Genomic DNA, 16,874 nt, shown 5'->3' with positions numbered 1-16,874 from the left:
ATCTAGTTGCTCACAATAGAAAAAGCCTGCGAGGTGCAGGCTTTGTATTAGGAGAGTCCAATTTAACTTACTTGTGAGAGGCTAACGACTTTTTGTTGCAGCTTCTCTTTTAGATATTCTGCCAGTACGATTTTCTCCTCTTCGTTCATGTATAAACCAAGTTTTGTACGACGCCATAAGATGTCTTCATCGGTTAGCGCCATTTCGTGATTCATCAAGTAATCAATTTCGCGTTGATATACGCCGCTTGCTTGCTCTGAGAAGCAGTGGCCAAGATCTTCTACGTTGTTAGTGCCTTCCATCAAATCCCAAGTTTGTGTACCAAACTGAGTCACATAGCGCAGCAACATCGCTTCTGATGCCCACGAGTATTTCGCATGAATCATCTTCGCCAGTTGCTCGCGGCTGCAACTGAAGTTACCGCCAGGAAGGGTTTGGTTTGCCGTCCAGTCTTTACCCATTTCAGGTAGGAACGGGGCAAGTTTCTTCATTGCCGCTTCACCAAGCTTACGGTATGTCGTGAGCTTGCCGCCGAACACTGAAAGCAAAGGTGCGTGGTCGTATTCAGCATCCAACTCTAGTGTGTAGTCACGTGTGATCGCTTGCGGTGAGTCAGACTCATCATCACACAGTGGGCGTACACCACTGTAAGTCCATACCACATCTTCGCGACTTAGCTGGTGGACAAAGTGTTGGTTAACGATATCGATCAAGTAATCGACTTCATCTTCGGAGATCGCGACTTCACGCGGATCGCCTTTGTATTCCACATCTGTGGTACCAATGATCGAGAACTTATCTAAGTAAGGGATCATAAATACGATGCGGTTATCTTTGTTTTGTAGGATGTAGGCTTGCGGCTCGTTGTGGATACGAGGAACAACGATGTGCGAGCCTTTGATCAAACGAATGTTGCGAGGGGAGGTTTGCTCTAATCCTTCATCAAAGAACTGTTTCACCCATGGACCAGCAGCGTTAACCAGAGCTTTCGCTTTACGTTCGAAACGTTGGTCTGTGGTGACGTCATGAATAGTGACATGCCAAATGCCGCCTTCACGGTGTGCTTTTTCTACGCGGCAGTAGTTGCGAACTTCTGCGTTATTCTCTTTTGCAGCCAGAACGTTAAGTAAGACTAAGCGCGCATCGTCTACCCAACAATCTGAGTATTCGAAACCAGTTTTCATTTCAGGTTTTAAAAGACCTGATTTTGCAAGGTTGACGGTTTTGCTGCCTGGCAGTGTGGTGCGTCTACCCAAATTATCGTAAAGGAACAAACCACAGCGGATCATCCAAGCTGGGCGTAAAAATGGACGATGAGGTAAACGGAAGCGCATTGGCAGAGCCACGTGTGGTGCTTTACGTAAGATCACTTCACGCTCAGCGAGCGCTTCCGAAACCAAACGAAATTCATAGTGTTCAAGGTAACGTAATCCGCCATGGATCAGTTTTGAACTTGCAGAAGAGGTTGCCGATGCGAAGTCGTTAGCTTCGTACAAACCGACGCTTAAACCACGGCCAGCAGCATCTGCAGCAATACCAGCCCCGTTAATGCCGCCACCGATCACGATCATGTCTAGAGTAGGGGATGAATTCGTCGTGGAAGCATTTTGTTGGATACTCATAAATTTGACCTCTTAGTGAGCGAACGAGCATTTTAGAACATGAGTTTATCCTAGCTTAGGTTTCGTTTGTGGTCATTGTTTATTTTCGTTTATGAGCGTTTTGTGTGATTTGGGCACAAAAAAACCTCTGCCTAATTAAGACAGAGGTCATTTATGCGCGTAAATAGTGAGTGTAAACGCTATTCGGTTATGGTTCTTTCCACTTGTGTATCAACCACTTCGAGCGGAACTGCTGCTTCTTTTAGAATCGCGAGAATCTCCTCTGGTGGTTGTTTGTTAGTAAATACCATGTTCAATTGCGCGATATTGCCCAGTTTCACCATCGCATTACGACCAAACTTCGAATGGTCAACCGCAAGGAAAACGCTGCGGCTGTTATCGATAATCGCCTGTTTAACGCGAACTTCGTGGTAATCAAAGTCCAGTAGTGAGCCATCAAAATCGATACCACTGATGCCTAAAATACCGAAGTCGAGGCGGAATTGTTTGACGAAATCGAGTGTCGCTTCACCAACAATGCCGCCATCTCGGTTGCGAACTTCACCGCCCGCTAAAATCACTTTGATTTCCGGGTTCGGTAAAAGAATGGTGGCAACATTAATGTTATTGGTCACCACGCGAAGCTGTTTGTGGTTTTTATTGAGCGCTCGAGCGACAGCTTCTGGGGTCGTGCCAATATCAATAAACAAAGTTGCGCCATCTGGAATGTGTTTTACGAGTTCTTCCGCAATGACATCTTTTTCATTGAAGTTAAGCGCTTTACGCGTGTTGTATGAGGTGTTCTCTGAACTGAGAGGAATGGTTGCACCACCGTGGTAGCGACGAATTTTGTTTTCATCTGCGAGGTCATTTAGGTCGCGGCGAATAGTTTGAGGACTAACATTAAATTTTTCTACCAGCTCATCCGTGCTGACATAGCCTTGTTTTTTCACCAACTCAACAATCTGTTGGTGTCTTGGTATTTGCTTCACTTAGCACTCCCTTGTGCACTGGTAATCGCCAATGCTTCAAAATCGAAAATAGAAACTTGCTCTATTGTGCTCGAATTAGCGCATTGTGAGAAGCTGTGGGAGTGTGGAATCCGCGATCGAACGCAAAAAAAGAGCGCCAATTAGGCGCTCTTTACGATTAATCAGGGGGAAAACTAATCGTTTATCAGAAATTAATCGTCTTCGTCGTGAAGCTCAGACCAGGTTTGAGCACACTTAACTGCGCGCTTCCAACCTTTGTAACGACGATTACGTTTCTCTTCATCATCATGTGGTTCGAATGTGCGATCGAGCACAGCTTTGTCTTGCAGTTCATCAATGCTATCCCAGAAACCAACCGCTAGGCCGGCTAGGTAGGCAGCACCCAAAGCGGTCACTTCGGTTACTTGAGGGCGGTGAACTTCGGTATTTAGAACATCAGATTGGAACTGCATTAAGAAGTTGTTCGCCACTGCGCCGCCATCTACACGAAGGTTCGCTAGTTTGATGCCCGAGTCTGCTTGCATTGCATCTAGCACATCACGAGTTTGGTAAGCGATGCCTTCCAAAGTTGCGCGGATAATGTGGTTAGAGTTTACGCCACGAGTTAGACCGACAATTGTACCGCGAGCGTAAGCATCCCAATATGGTGCGCCCAGACCAGTAAACGCAGGAACAACATAAACACCATTTGAAGTATCTACTTTGGTCGCAAAGTATTCTGAATCTTCAGCTCCAGCTAGAATCTTCATTTCATCACGTAGCCATTGAATTGAAGCGCCTCCCATGAACACTGCACCCTCAAGAGCGTAAGCTGGCTCGCCTTTTGGACCGCATGCTAGCGTAGTCAACAGACCATTTTTCGATGTGACCTTCTCTTGACCAGTGTTCATCAACAAGAAACAACCTGTACCGTAGGTGTTCTTCGCTTGTCCGGCTTCTACACACATCTGACCGTAAAGCGCGGCTTGTTGGTCACCTGCAATACCCGCGATTGGGATACGAGTACCGCCTTTACCACCAATGTTGGTTTGACCGTAGATTTCTGATGAGCGTTTGACTTCAGGCATCATCGACGCTGGGATACCCATCTCATCCAGCATTTTCTGATCCCAGCATAGGTCATTGATGTTGAAGAGCATGGTACGAGATGCGTTAGTGTAGTCCGTTACGTGAACGCGGCCTTGAGTCATCTTCCAAACCAACCAAGTGTCAACAGTACCGAACAGCAGTTTGCCTGCTTCAGCATCTTCGCGTGCGCCTTCAACATTATCTAGAATCCACTTCACTTTTGTGCCAGAGAAGTAAGGGTCTAGAACCAGACCGGTATTGTCGCGAACGTAATCTTCTAGTCCGCGCGCTTTTAATTCTTCACAAATATCGGCAGTACGGCGACATTGCCACACGATCGCGTTGTAAACCGGCTTGCCTGTTTCTTTGTTCCATACAATTGTGGTTTCACGTTGGTTGGTAATACCGATACCAACAAGTTGGTCGCTACGGATACCGGTTTTTGCAAGTGCTTCAACCAAAGTAGAGCTTTGAGTTGCCCAGATCTCCATTGGGTCATGTTCAACCCAACCAGCCTCTGGATAAATCTGAGTAAATTCTCGCTGAGCGACGCTTACTATATTCGCGTCATGATCCAGAATGACAGCACGAGAGCTTGTCGTGCCTTGGTCTAGGGCAACAATGTATTTTTGCTCAGTCATGGTAAGAATCCTTTTGTTTCGTTATTTATATTTTAGTAAATGTTCGAATGAGTTGGTTTTAAGCTTGAGCTTGTTCTGCTTCTTCTTCGGTCTCGCACTGGTTAGGGATAGTACAGCCATGACCTTGTTGTGGCAGATATGCAGCAATCGCTTTCGGGTACAACCAACCACCGAAGCAAGCACCTGCGATAGGAGCAAGAATTGGAACAATAAAGTATGGGATCTCACGAGCACCAGTCAGTGCGTAATCCCAGCCTGCAAAGTAAGCAAACAGTTTAGGGCCGAAGTCACGAGCAGGGTTCATCGCAAAGCCAGTCAGTGGGCCTAAAGAACCACCGATAACTGCAATGAGGATACCGATAAGTAATGGGTTCATCGCGCCGCGAGGTGCGCCGTTGTTCTCGTCACCAAGAGCAAGAATGGCAAACATTAGCACTGCAGTAATCACGAATTCCACAGCAAAAGCGCCAAAGAAAGAGAGAGAAGCATGTGGGTAAGTCGAGAAAATGCCCGCCGTCGCTAATGCGTCCTGGCTGCTACGAACGAAGTTGTGCGCGATTTCGTAATCCGTAAACAGGTTACTGTACAAGCTGTAAACCAAAGCGGCAGAGCAAAATGCACCGAGCATTTGCGCAATGATATAAGGCACAACTTTCGCCTTATCAAATCCATGGAACATCGCCAGTGCGATAGTTACGGCAGGGTTGATGTGTGCACCGGATACGCCCGCAGTACAGTAAATAGCGATGGCGACGCCAAAGCCCCATACAATACTGATTTCCCATTGACCAAATTGAGCCCCGGTCAAAACGAGTGCTGCGACACAGCCTACGCCAAAAAAGATAAGTAATCCTGTACCGATAAACTCGGCCAAACATTCTCCGAGCAGTGAGGGGTGTTTGTTCGTTGTCATGTTAAGAGTCCTTTAATATTTATGCTTATCTAGCACGGTTCTATTGTGCATATATAAACGTTTGCGAAAACAAACGAGCGTCAAAAGTGAGCGTTTGAGCATAAATTTGTTAATCAAACTCTTCGTTTTTGTTAATTGACGCATCTTTTGCTCAAAAAGGAAACTCGATAAAACGAATTATGGTCTTCAATTTTGCTTTGATGGACTAAAACTACCGATGTGAAAATCAATGCACAAACTGGTAAGAGGAGTTTTGTGAACCTGCTTCGCGAGTGGTGGGAAAATACTCAGATTATTGGTCGAAAACTAACCCTAAAGAGCTAGCTAACACTAATGGTGATAAGGGATTGCTGATATTCATTCGCTCGTTGCCCAGAGCTGCGTCATCACTAAGAGCGAAGACGTTTATCCGTGGTTGATAAACCGTCTTTTACTCGGAGATTCGCTTTGAATGCACTTTGGGAGTGGTTGGTTGATACCGGTCCTAATTGTTAACGCCATGACATTGTTGCAACACGCCATATTGAGGCTTTCTAACTTAAATCACGTGTTTAATCTCTTCCTCCTTTACCTATTATCCATTTATGTGGTCATTTGAGCACTTGGTTTGCTTAAGTTCGCGGTGATTTTGTTCGTTTGCGCACTTCATGCTCTATATAAACAGTAACGGAATATGGGGGAAATGGAAGCGCTGTCCAATTAAATGCTTCTAGTTTACTGTATTTACTGAAATTTAATCCCTATGCAACATTTGTCACAGAAATAAAAATCGTATTTCATAAAATGCATAAACTTTCGAACGAAACTCCTTCTTGCTCGTTCGCGATTTTGTACTCCCTACCATCGCTCACTATATTAATGAGGTTCCTATGTTTGGAATATTCAAACCCAAGGCGCACATCGATCGCTTATCGTCCGATAAGATCGACGGCACTTATTCCCGCTTACGTTGGCAACTCTTTATCGGCATCTTTGTCGGTTATGCTGGCTACTATCTGGTTCGTAAAAACTTTAGCTTGGCGATGCCTTACTTGATTGATCAAGGGTTCAGTCGTGGTGATCTTGGTGTTGCTTTAGCTGCAGTATCTATTGCTTACGGTTTATCAAAATTCTTAATGGGCAGTGTCTCTGACCGCTCAAACCCTCGTTACTTCTTAAGTGGCGGTCTATTAATGTCTGCGCTTGTGATGTTCTGCTTCGGCTTCATGCCTTGGGCCACGGGCAGCATTACCGCGATGTTTATTCTATTGTTCCTAAACGGTTGGTTCCAAGGTATGGGATGGCCTGCCTGTGGTCGAACCATGGTTCACTGGTGGTCGCGCAAAGAGCGTGGCGAGATAGTATCGGTTTGGAACGTGGCGCATAACGTAGGCGGTGGTTTAATTGGTCCACTATTTATTCTTGGCCTTTGGGCATTTAACGACGATTGGCGCACCGCTTTCTATGTTCCTGCATTTTTTGCCACGCTCGTTGCTGTCTTTATTTGGTTCACCGTAAGAGATACACCACAGTCTTGTGGTCTTCCGCCAATTGAAGAGTACAAAGACGATTACCCTGACGATTACGACAAGTCACACGAAAAAGAAATGACGGCGAAGGAAATTTTCTTCAAGTATGTCTTTTCTAATAAGTTGTTGTGGTCAATCGCGATTGCGAACGCATTTGTTTACCTGATCCGCTACGGTGTGTTGGACTGGGCACCGGTATACCTAAAAGAAGCGAAAGATTTCTCGGTCGATAAATCTTCTTGGGCTTACTTCCTATATGAGTGGGCGGGTATCCCAGGTACGCTATTGTGTGGTTGGATTTCAGACAAACTGTTTAAAGGTCGTCGTGCTCCTGCCGGTATTCTATTTATGGCGTTAGTAACCGTAGCTGTGCTGGTTTACTGGTTCAACCCAGCAGGTAACCCAGCAGTCGATATGATGGCCTTGGTTGCAATCGGCTTCTTGATTTACGGTCCGGTAATGTTGATTGGTTTGTATGCACTAGAGCTTGCTCCTAAAAAAGCGGCGGGTACGGCTGCAGGTCTAACTGGCTTATTTGGTTACTTGGGCGGTGCGGTAGCGGCAAACGCAATTCTTGGCTACACGGTAGACCACTTCGGCTGGGATGGCGGTTTTATCATCCTCGTGGGTTCATGTATCACGTCTATCGTTTGTTTGACTTACGCATTTCTTGGCGAGCGCGCTCACCATGAACAAAAAGCGCGTGAGAAAGAAGCATTGGCGTCATAAAACCTTAAAGGGGCAGTGGAATACTGCCCCTTCAAATAAGTTAAGGAAATAACAATGAAAACAACGTCAGTTTGCATGACGGTTCTCGCTCTGAGCATCTCCGCTGGAGCAATTGCACAACCGCTTGTTATCGCGCACCGTGGCGCATCCGGCTATCTACCAGAACATACGTTAGAAGCAAAAGCGTTAGCATACGCAATGAAACCAGATTACATCGAGCAAGATGTGGTGATGACCAAAGATGATCAACTTGTCGTATTACATGATCACTATCTCGATCGCGTGACCGATGTGGCAGAGCGTTTCCCAAATCGTGCTCGTAAAGATGGTCGTTACTACGCGATTGATTTCACGTTGGCAGAAATCAAATCATTGCGAGTCACTGAAGGCTTTAACATTGATGATAAAGGTAACAAGGTTGCTGGCTATCCGACACGATTCCCAATGTGGAAATCAGACTTCACCGTACCTACTTTTGCTGAAGAGATTGAGCTGATCCAAGGCTTAAACAAAACGCTGGGTTATGACATCGGTATTTACCCGGAAATCAAAGCGCCGTGGTTCCATCGCCATGAAGGTAAAGACATCTCAAAAGCGGTGCTTAAAGTTTTAAAACAGTACGGCTACGACTCGCAAGACGACAAAGTATACCTTCAGTGTTTCGATGCCAATGAACTCCAGCGCATCAACAGTGAACTCATGCCTGCGATGGACATGGATTTAAAGCTCGTTCAGCTCATGGCTTACACCGATTGGAATGAGACTATGGAGTACAAAGGCGACAAGGCAACACCATACAGTTATGACTGGATGTTTGAAACCAATGGTATGAAGAAGGTCGCGGAATACGCGGAAGGGATCGGTCCTTGGAAGCCAATGTTGGTGGATGATAAATCAACCAAGGATAACATCATCATCAAACCTTTGATGAAAGCGGCAAAAGAGGCGGGTTTGCAAGTGCATCCTTATACTTTCCGCGCGGACCCAGGGCGTATTCCTGCTTACACCGACAGCTTCGATGGCATGATGGACATCTTCTACAATCAGGTGAAAGTGGATGGTTTGTTTACTGACTTCCCAGATAAAGCAGTGAACTTTCTGAACAAGTAAAATTCTAAAAAGCTGAGTATTTGAAGTTCTCAGTATTACGTCACACGCCATGTCGTAACAATGTGCCATCTATCAGGCAATAAAAAATCCCCCAACAGTTTCCTGCTGGGGGATTTTTCGTAGGGCTAATTCACGAATGAATTAGTTGTTTTTATGCAGTTCACTGTTCAGTTCAACCGCGCTCTTGTTTGCAAGACACTCGATTTGACCTGTTACAGAGTTACGACGGAACAGTAGGTCAGAAACACCAGCAAGATCACGTGCTTTCACTACTTCTACTTCTTGGCCAGCAGAATCTAGCATGCGTACTTTAGAACCAGCAGTTACGTATAGACCTGATTCGATAGTACAACGGTCACCCATTGGGAAACCAAGACCTGCGTTCGCGCCTAGTAGCGAGTTTTCACCGATAGAAACCACAACTTTACCGCCGCCAGATAGCGTGCCCATGATAGATGCGCCGCCGCCGATATCAGAGCCGTTACCAACCACTACGCCAGCAGAGATACGACCTTCAACCATGCTCACGCCAGTTGTACCCGCGTTGAAGTTGATGAAGCCTTCGTGCATTACCGTTGTGCCTTCGCCAACGTGTGCGCCAAGACGTACGCGAGAAGTGTCAGCGATACGAACACCAGTTGGTACCACGTAGTCCACCATTTTAGGGAACTTGTCTACGCAATCTACGCTTAGTGCACGACCCGCTAGGCGAGCTTCGATTTGACGCTCTGCTAGTTCAGGTAGATCGATTGGACCTTCGTTAGTCCATGCGATGTTGTGTAGTAGACCGAAGATGCCGTCTAGTACCGTGCCGTGTGGTTGAACTAGGCGGTTAGAGATAAGTTGAAGCTTTAGGAAACCTTCAGCAACGCTTTGTGGCTGCTCGTCAGTTGCAAGGATAACCAGTACAAGTGGTTGTGCTGATTCTGCTGCTTTTGCTGCGAATGATGCGTTTGCAGCATCGCCGTTTGCTTCAAATGCTGCTGCCAGTTCTGCGCTTTGTGCTGCAGAGATCTCGATAGCTTGGTTGCCTTGCTCGTAACCTGCTACTGCTGCTAGTGCGTTAACAAGCGCTTCGCTTGGGTCAAGAACTGGGTTTGGGAAAAACGCTTCGATGATTTTGCCGTCGCGGTTTTTAGTTGCCGTACCAAAGGCTAGAGAGAAGAAAGCCATAGTTGATCTCCATGTGTTGAGTCTTGTGTCTCGTCTGTTCACTGACAAGAAATAATTAAGTTGTCAGTCATCATAAAGAGAGTGTTCGGGAGTTTAAAGAGGGGAAATGGAGAAAGTCTGTAGATGGATACCTTTTGTCTTTTTAGAGATATGTTTGTCTGATGAGAAATGTGTCGCAAAAGCCTTATCAGACCGATTTTGGGCAGAGACACAGTGAAGTTGGAGAAGGGCGCATCGCAAAAAATAAGGGGAGGACCGAAGTCACTCCCCCTACACTGGGTTTGTTGGATTTACTGGCTTTGGATAGTAAAGCGATAAATCGATTTAGAGGCTTAGCTCACCGACCTCTACTGCAAGTGCAACCGTTGCCCCTACCATTGGATTGTTGCCCATACCGATGAAGCCCATCATCGCTACGTGTGCGGGTACTGAAGAGCTACCCGCGAATTGTGCATCGGCGTGCATGCGACCCATAGTGTCGGTCATGCCGTAAGATGCAGGACCCGCCGCCACGTTATCTGGGTGTAGAGTACGACCAGTACCACCACCTGATGCCACAGAGAAGTAAGGCATGCCTTCACGGTTACGTTCCGCTTTGTAGATACCTGCTACAGGGTGTTGGAAGCGAGTCGGGTTGGTTGAGTTACCTGTGATGCTCACATCCACTTGTTCTTTATGCATGATAGCTACGCCTTCACGCACATCGTCTGCACCGTAGCAAAGGATCTCACCACGTGGACCTTGCGAGAATCGACGACGTTCTACTTCCACTAACTCACCAGTTTGGTAGTTGTATTGAGTGCGTACGTAAGTGAAACCATTGATGCGTGAGATGAGGTAAGCGGCGTCTTTACCCAAACCGTTCAGGATCACTTTCAACGGATTTTTGCGTGATTTGTTGACGTTCAATGCGATTTTGATTGCGCCTTCTGCCGCTGCGAATGACTCATGACCGGCAAGGAAAGCGAAACAGCCACTTTCTTCATTCAATAGACGAGCCGCCAATGCACCATGACCGATACCCACTCGGCGTTGCTCTGCTACGCTGCCCGGTTTTGTGCAGGCTTGAAGGCCTTCACCGATGATGTTTGCAGCTTCTTCTGCTGTTTTTGCACCGCGGAAAATCGCCAAAGCAGTGCCCAGTGTGTAGGCATCAGCAGCGCTTTCAAACGCGATAGGTTGAGTGTCCATCACTAGTGCTTTAGGGTCGATACCACGATCCATACAGTATTGGTAAGCCGCTTCCAGAGAAGAAAGTTGCATTTCGTCTAATGTGCGACGTACAGATTCAGTAATTGGAGTGTTCATAATCTCTTTCCTCTTGGTGGCAATTATTGTTGGCGTGGGTTGATGGTCGTTACGGCTTCGTCAAAACGACCGTAAGTCCCCGTTGCTTTGTCTGCGGCTTCTGCTGCAGATACGCCTTCGTTGATGGCTTTCATCATCTTGCCTAGGTTGAGGTATTGGTAACCAATCACTTCTTTGTTTTCGTCTAACGCGAGTTTTGTTACGTAGCCTTCTGCTAACTCCATGTAACGCACGCCTTTTGCTTTAGTTGAGTAACTAGTACCCACTTGGCTACGTTGAGTTTGACCAAGGTCTTCCAGTGCCGCACCAATTTCCAAGCCGCCTTCAGAGAAAGCAGATTGAGTACGACCGTAAACAAATTGAAGGAATATTTCGCGCATCGCGACGTTGATAGCATCACATACCAAGTCGGTATTCAGTGCTTCAAGAATAGTTTTACCAGTTAGGATTTCTGCGGCCATCGCGGCTGATTGAGTCATGCCTGAACAGCCGATCGTTTCGATCAAAGCTTCTTCGATGATGCCGTTTTTGACGTTAAGGGTCAGTTTTGCTGCGCCTTGTTGAGGAGCACAAGCACCAACACCGTGGCTAAGACCAGAAATCGCGATAACGTCTTTTGGATTGATCATTGCGCCTTCAACAGGGATCGGTGCAGATGCATGAAGATCGCCGCGTTGAATCGGGCACATTGATTGGATTTCGTGTGAGTATTGCATAATGTTTTCCCAGTGTACGATATCCAGCATATTGGTCAGACTCAACGGCGTTGACTGCTCTTATTCGCTCCATCAAATAGAAAAACTATGTTCAGGAGGCTCATGCGTTTGTCGCCTTGTTGAGTTAACAACTATTTTGGATATCTTTTTAATTTTGAGAAAACAGGAGCGGGGTTGGAGAAGAGTTGAATTGCTCACTACAGAACTCTTGCTTTAACAACATTGGTAAAGCATTTCCAACAGGGCTGACCTGTTCTCGTTTCTGTAGGAGTCATTAGCTTTAAAAGCGGTTCGAATCTTTCGATTCCGGTGGCACCCCATCACCGTGTGCAATTAGATTAGATCTAAGTCACACTAATCTGCAACATGAAATTTAGAGTAATTTGGGATATTAAATCGGTTCTTTATATTGCTAGAGATATATGGCGATAAATGAATGGCATAAAAAAACGCCGCATAATGCGACGTTTTCTCGAAACAAATTAGAGGCTTATGCAGCGTCTTCTTGCTCGCTATCTTCTTCAACAGCTTCAAGCTTCTTTGCTTTTTTTGGTGCAGGTTTACGTTTTGCACCCAGAGCGTAAAGCACTTCTTCTTTGTTCTGCGCAAGGAACATTGCAAGATCTTCTTGCTTGCCTTCGTCTTCTAGAAGTTCACTTTTACCTAGCAGTGAGAATAACTCGTCCGCCATATCCAGCATTTTGTCGTATGCGTCAGCTTCCGCTTTAGAGGTAAAAGTCATTTTCTCTTCTCCATTGCGTTCTACCACGTACTTGACGATTACAGCCATGGTGTTGGTCCTCTAACTTGATTAATTTATACTGGCTTTTTATACAGTTTTTGACCAGTTAAGTCTAGCGACAAGCCTAAGAATGAGAGCCGTGTACAACTAAGTGACCAGCATTTGAACTATCTGCCTTGAACTACCTATCTTGAACTAGTCATCTTTAAGGTGTGGGTTCTCTGGGCGTTCCCAATCTTGGCAGAACTCAATAAACGTGCGCAATAGCGGGTTTTGATACTTCTCTTTGTGGAGTAGCAGCCAGAAGCGACGCTTCATATCCAGTGGCATGTTGAGCATTTTCACACGACCATCGCGAATTGCAGGTTCAGCAGATAGGCGTGATAAACAACCTAGGCCAAGTCCGGCAGATACCGAATTGATCAGCGATTCGGTGGTGTTGAGTTGAAAAGCCTCATGCCAGTGTTCTAGGCGCGGAGCGATGGCGCGCATAAAGAACTCTCGAGAGCCAGAACCCGCCTCACGCAGAATCCATTCTGTGTCTTCGAGTTCGTTTAGGCTGATTGGCCCTTCATCGAAGTTAGGGTAATCCGGTGGACAAATCACACACATTTCATCTTCACTGAATTGCGTTGACTCCAGCTCTGGGTGTATGGTCTTGCCCTCAATGAGTGCGATATCGAGCTCGTAGGCGATCAACATGTCGCAAATCTGCGCTGAGTTAGAGATGAACAAACTCTGTGACTGATGATTGGTATCCTGACGGAAATCACTTAGCAGATAAGGCGCGACTTGGTTGCCAATGGTGTCACTGGCGCCGATACGTAAAAGCCCCGATAGGGTTTGATCGCCATCGAACACACTCTCAATATCCCGAGCTCGGTTGAGGAGTTCATCCGCGAGGGGTAGAAGTTTTTGTCCTTCTTGGTTGAGAATCAAACGGTTGTTCACTCGATCAAATAGGTGATGACCAATTTGTTTCTCTAGCTCAGACAGCGCCATACTCACGGCCGCTTTAGAAAGAAACAGACTTTCTGAAGCTGCTGTCAGCGTTTTGTGCTGAGTGATTGTAGTAAAAACTTTCAGTTGTTTGAGAGAGATATGACTAGGCATGATATTCCGTTAAGTAAATCTGAACGTTAGTTCTAAATAATTAGATATATTGGAACGAAGTGCAAGAGTAATATACACCCCATAGAAAGTTAGCCTAGATTTGAGGTCGTAATGATTCAAAGAACAAAAGCAAAAGTAATGGGAGCACCAACCCCAATGGCGGGTCTGGCTCTTGGTATTGCGAGCTTAGGTTGGAGTTGGGAAAACTTCGCCGAATTAAATGGCTATGGACAGTGGATTAGCGCAGGTATTGCAAGCGTGTTGTTAGCAATCTTGGCAGTTAAATTTCTTTTTCACAATCACTTGTTAAGACAAGATCTTGCGCACCCTGTGGTGGGTAGTGTCGTTCCGACTTTCGCAATGGGAACCATGGTGGTTTCAAACTCATTAGGGCACCTTTTCCCTGTTGCAGGTGACGTGCTTTGGTTAGTAGCGGTAGCTCTACATATCGTGTTCCTTGCGAGCTTTTTATACCACCGTGCGAAAGACTTCGAGCTACACCACATGGTGCCAAGCTGGTTCGTACCGCCTGTGGGTATCATCGTTGCCGATGTGTCTTTCTCTGGTAATCCAGTGCTTGCACCAATTGCGCATGGTGCTTTGGTATTCGGTATGGTTGCGTATGCCGTGATGTTACCAATCATGATCTACCGTTTCATGTTCACCCATGAAATTCCAGATGCAGCAAAACCAACCATGGCAATCTTGGCTGCTCCAGCAAGCCTATCGCTGGCAGGTTATCTAACCGTAACCGCAACGCCTTCACCAGTGATTATTGCTCTATTGTTTGGTATCGCAGTATTGATGACAGCCATCATCTACTTAGCCTTCTTTAAACTGCTAAGACTGCCATTTAGTCCAGGCTATGCAGCGTTTACCTTCCCAATGGTGATTGGTGCGACAGCTCTATTCAAAACTGCAAATTGGATGGAAGCAAATGGTCTAGCTGCACACTATGTACAACAAGTTCGTGGTCTAGCTGGCATTGAGTTGATAGTGGCGACAATCGTAGTGACTTATGTAGCATTGCAATACATTAATAATTTGCTGATTCAACCACGCTTAATGACAGCACATCATGCATAAATAAAATATGCATAAGCAAAAAAAGCCTTTTGGTCTCTCTCGCCAAGAGGCTTTTTCTTATCCTTAGTTATAGAAACGAGACATCTCATTCAACGAGTTCTGGATTACGCTAACGGGCACCTGATGCTTCCTATCAACGTTGAGGCGTTTATCAAGCTGTTGGGATTGTCCGCCAGGGTTCACGACTAACATGGTCTCTTTCCCCACCAAAGCGTAGTTGTAGTAGCTACCTGCGATGTACCAATCACGAGATATATGGCTATCAAATAGATCGTGTCCAACGCTGTATGAATCAGTAGCACCTTTCACATTAAATAGGCTGTTCATCAAAGTTGGAACGATATCAAAGTGTGTGGTTCGGTATTGAATTTGCTCTGGTTGATGGTTTGGCAGAAACACATATAAAGGCACATGAACTTGTGTATTACTGTAGTTACCCGTATGACCCCAGTAATTCTTTTTATGGTCGTTAAACTCTTCTCCATGGTCTGAAGTGATCACGACAATGGTGTTCTCCAGATCTATATTCTTTAGCACGTTCGCAATCAGACTGTCGATGAAGTACAACGAGTTTTTATAGCGGTTGTGGTAAAGCGATGCATCGAAATCATTATTCAGAAGAATATGGTCGACGCGCTCCCAGTAAGGTTTGAACTTAGCGAATTCTGGTTCAGGAAAGCTTGTGCCATGGGCTGAATCATAGAACAAGAAGCCAAAGTACGGCTTATCACTTTCCTGTTGCTGGAACTGGATAAACTCTTCCGTGATTTGCTGATCACGCGCGACTTGTGTTTCACCCGTTTGCTTTAGGGTGAGGTCTTTCACCTTTTTAAAAACGGTACGTGACAAAGGTGGGCTAGTTAATGGCGCTGAACCAAAGATGCCCATTCGATAGCCTTGATTTTGCAGAGCATCGAGGAATATAGGGGAGCGCTGGCTGGCATAAAAGCTATCCCAATAAGTCGCTGGTAAGCTGTAAAATAGGCTAAAAATACCTGCTTGAGTCGAGTTACCACCGCTCATATGTTGAGTGAAATTGACCGTTTTCTCGGCGAACTTGCTGACATTAGGCATGATTTCTGGCGTTGCATCGCTGTAGCGCCATGCATCAACTAGAATGAATAGGACGTTCGGCTGTGTGTCTCTGCGCTCGACCTCAATGGGTGTCAGCGGGTAGTTAAGCGAACCACTTTCAACGTTCTTCAGTTCAACGCGGTTATGTGATGCCGTGTTTTCGTCTACTAAGTTGTGGCTGTAGATGAATTTGCGTGCCGTCAATGGATAGTAAAGAGGCCAGTTATTCGAAAACTGGCTGACTTCGTTATCGTAGAGCGCATTTTTGTATGCGTGGATTGCCTGAGTGCTAAGTAACAAGCCAAACCACACACTTATTAGCACAAACTTAGCGCGACTATGTGCCATCTTATTGCTCAGCCAAACGGTAAATGCGAGGCCGATTGCCAGTAATGCAATATCGCTAATGAAGATCAGCCAACTCATCCAAGAGATTTCAAATACGTCACGACCACCTTCAAAGAACATGCGGATCAGTAGGCCGTTGATGTGCAGTTTATATTGCTGGAAAACGAGGATATCGACTTTCAACATGATCAAGAGTGCGATTGCCACCGCAATCACAACGGCTTTGAACATGCGTGTCGGCAAAAAGGACAGCAATAAACAACTCAACATCAGTGGCAGAGTAATCAAACCCAGCCAGCCTAGCTGTGTGGCGATTAAGTAGTATTCTTGTAGAAATGTGAGCGGTTCTGCTTGGCTATTCGACAACAAAAACGGGTAACAAGCGATCGATAGATATAGAGCAAAGCAAGCAAAAAATGCCATCAACCAAGCGCTATTAGATGAAAGTTTGCGCAACATACTTTGATATTCCAGTATTTTTCGCCCATTTAATTGAATGTGAAGTGGATAGCTGCTGGAAAGAGAAGCGATTTCGCCTTCCTTTGTGAGCTTCATACCGATGTTCAACATGATGGGGATTGTTATAGAAATTTGTGATGATTATAAAACAGTGTTTTTTATCATGAAATACTTGTGACTAATGTCACACTTTGTATTTGCATGTAAGGTGTCGCTTACAAATGTCAGTTGCTGGTTATTTGCGCAGAGTTTGAGTGTTCTCTAACCTTTTGTTATTTAAGCTATCGAGATCG

The 16,874-nt window shown here is 45.7% G+C and carries 13 protein-coding genes and 1 riboswitch; of the genes, 3 read left to right on the top strand and 10 right to left on the bottom strand.

Annotation, left to right across the window (positions count from 1 at the left end; genetic code table 11):
- Positions 1-62: 62 nt before the first annotated feature.
- The 4 genes from glpD to J4N37_RS12450 form a co-directional block, all read right to left on the bottom strand.
- Positions 63-1,622, bottom strand: a complete 1,560-nt coding sequence (glpD, locus tag J4N37_RS12465) for a glycerol-3-phosphate dehydrogenase (protein WP_088881588.1) — start codon at positions 1,620-1,622, stop codon at positions 63-65.
- Positions 1,623-1,801: 179 nt separating this feature from the next.
- Positions 1,802-2,593 (bottom strand): DeoR/GlpR family transcriptional regulator, encoded by a 792-nt coding sequence (locus J4N37_RS12460; RefSeq protein WP_252041074.1) that lies wholly within the window; start codon positions 2,591-2,593, stop codon positions 1,802-1,804.
- A gap of 191 nt (positions 2,594-2,784) precedes the next feature.
- Entirely contained in the window at positions 2,785-4,302 is a 1,518-nt protein-coding gene (gene glpK, locus J4N37_RS12455; protein WP_005436582.1) for a glycerol kinase GlpK, read from the bottom strand.
- 58 nt (positions 4,303-4,360) lie between these two features.
- A complete protein-coding gene (locus J4N37_RS12450; RefSeq protein WP_005436583.1) occupies positions 4,361-5,215 on the bottom strand; it encodes an MIP/aquaporin family protein in 855 nt (284 codons plus the stop codon).
- Between the two features lie 869 nt (positions 5,216-6,084).
- On the opposite strand from J4N37_RS12450, the gene glpT reads away from it, so the two are divergent.
- Both glpT and glpQ read left to right on the top strand, forming a co-directional pair.
- Positions 6,085-7,452 carry a glycerol-3-phosphate transporter gene (gene glpT / locus J4N37_RS12445; RefSeq protein ID WP_252041072.1) on the top strand — a complete coding sequence of 456 codons (1,368 nt, stop codon included), beginning with the start codon at positions 6,085-6,087 and terminating at the stop codon, positions 7,450-7,452.
- Between the two features lie 54 nt (positions 7,453-7,506).
- Complete coding sequence (gene glpQ, locus J4N37_RS12440; RefSeq protein WP_252041070.1) at positions 7,507-8,562, top strand: glycerophosphodiester phosphodiesterase; 1,056 nt, start codon at positions 7,507-7,509, stop codon at positions 8,560-8,562.
- Between the two features lie 141 nt (positions 8,563-8,703).
- Here glpQ and dapD read toward each other — a convergent pair whose 3' ends face one another.
- The 5 genes from dapD to J4N37_RS12415 form a co-directional block, all read right to left on the bottom strand.
- The gene (gene dapD, locus J4N37_RS12435; RefSeq protein WP_171357114.1) at positions 8,704-9,735 is read right to left on the bottom strand and encodes a 2,3,4,5-tetrahydropyridine-2,6-dicarboxylate N-succinyltransferase; all 1,032 of its coding nucleotides are present in this window, start codon (positions 9,733-9,735) and stop codon (positions 8,704-8,706) included.
- Between the two features lie 324 nt (positions 9,736-10,059).
- On the bottom strand, positions 10,060-11,043 hold the full coding sequence (locus J4N37_RS12430) for a GGGtGRT protein (RefSeq protein WP_171357119.1): 984 nt from the start codon (positions 11,041-11,043) through the stop codon (positions 10,060-10,062).
- A 23-nt stretch (positions 11,044-11,066) separates the two neighbouring features.
- Positions 11,067-11,759 (bottom strand): iron-sulfur cluster assembly scaffold protein, encoded by a 693-nt coding sequence (locus J4N37_RS12425; RefSeq protein WP_005386501.1) that lies wholly within the window; start codon positions 11,757-11,759, stop codon positions 11,067-11,069.
- A gap of 258 nt (positions 11,760-12,017) precedes the next feature.
- Positions 12,018-12,093: riboswitch (Fluoride riboswitch) on the bottom strand.
- Between the two features lie 156 nt (positions 12,094-12,249).
- Positions 12,250-12,549 (bottom strand): YebG family protein, encoded by a 300-nt coding sequence (locus tag J4N37_RS12420; protein WP_005380208.1) that lies wholly within the window; start codon positions 12,547-12,549, stop codon positions 12,250-12,252.
- A gap of 147 nt (positions 12,550-12,696) precedes the next feature.
- Complete coding sequence (locus J4N37_RS12415) at positions 12,697-13,614, bottom strand: LysR substrate-binding domain-containing protein (protein ID WP_252041067.1); 918 nt, start codon at positions 13,612-13,614, stop codon at positions 12,697-12,699.
- Between the two features lie 111 nt (positions 13,615-13,725).
- Between J4N37_RS12415 and J4N37_RS12410 the strand changes: the two genes are divergently transcribed.
- Positions 13,726-14,700 (top strand): TDT family transporter, encoded by a 975-nt coding sequence (locus J4N37_RS12410; protein ID WP_252041066.1) that lies wholly within the window; start codon positions 13,726-13,728, stop codon positions 14,698-14,700.
- Between the two features lie 63 nt (positions 14,701-14,763).
- Here J4N37_RS12410 and J4N37_RS12405 read toward each other — a convergent pair whose 3' ends face one another.
- Positions 14,764-16,581: a DUF3413 domain-containing protein gene (locus J4N37_RS12405; protein WP_252042141.1), complete on the bottom strand. Its 1,818-nt coding sequence runs from the start codon at positions 16,579-16,581 to the stop codon at positions 14,764-14,766.
- Positions 16,582-16,874: the final 293 nt, after the last annotated feature.

The sequence above is a fragment of the Vibrio sp. SCSIO 43153 genome, from assembly GCF_023716625.1.
Lineage (GTDB): Bacteria > Pseudomonadota > Gammaproteobacteria > Enterobacterales > Vibrionaceae > Vibrio > Vibrio rotiferianus.
This window is presented reverse-complemented; position numbering and strand designations above follow the sequence as displayed.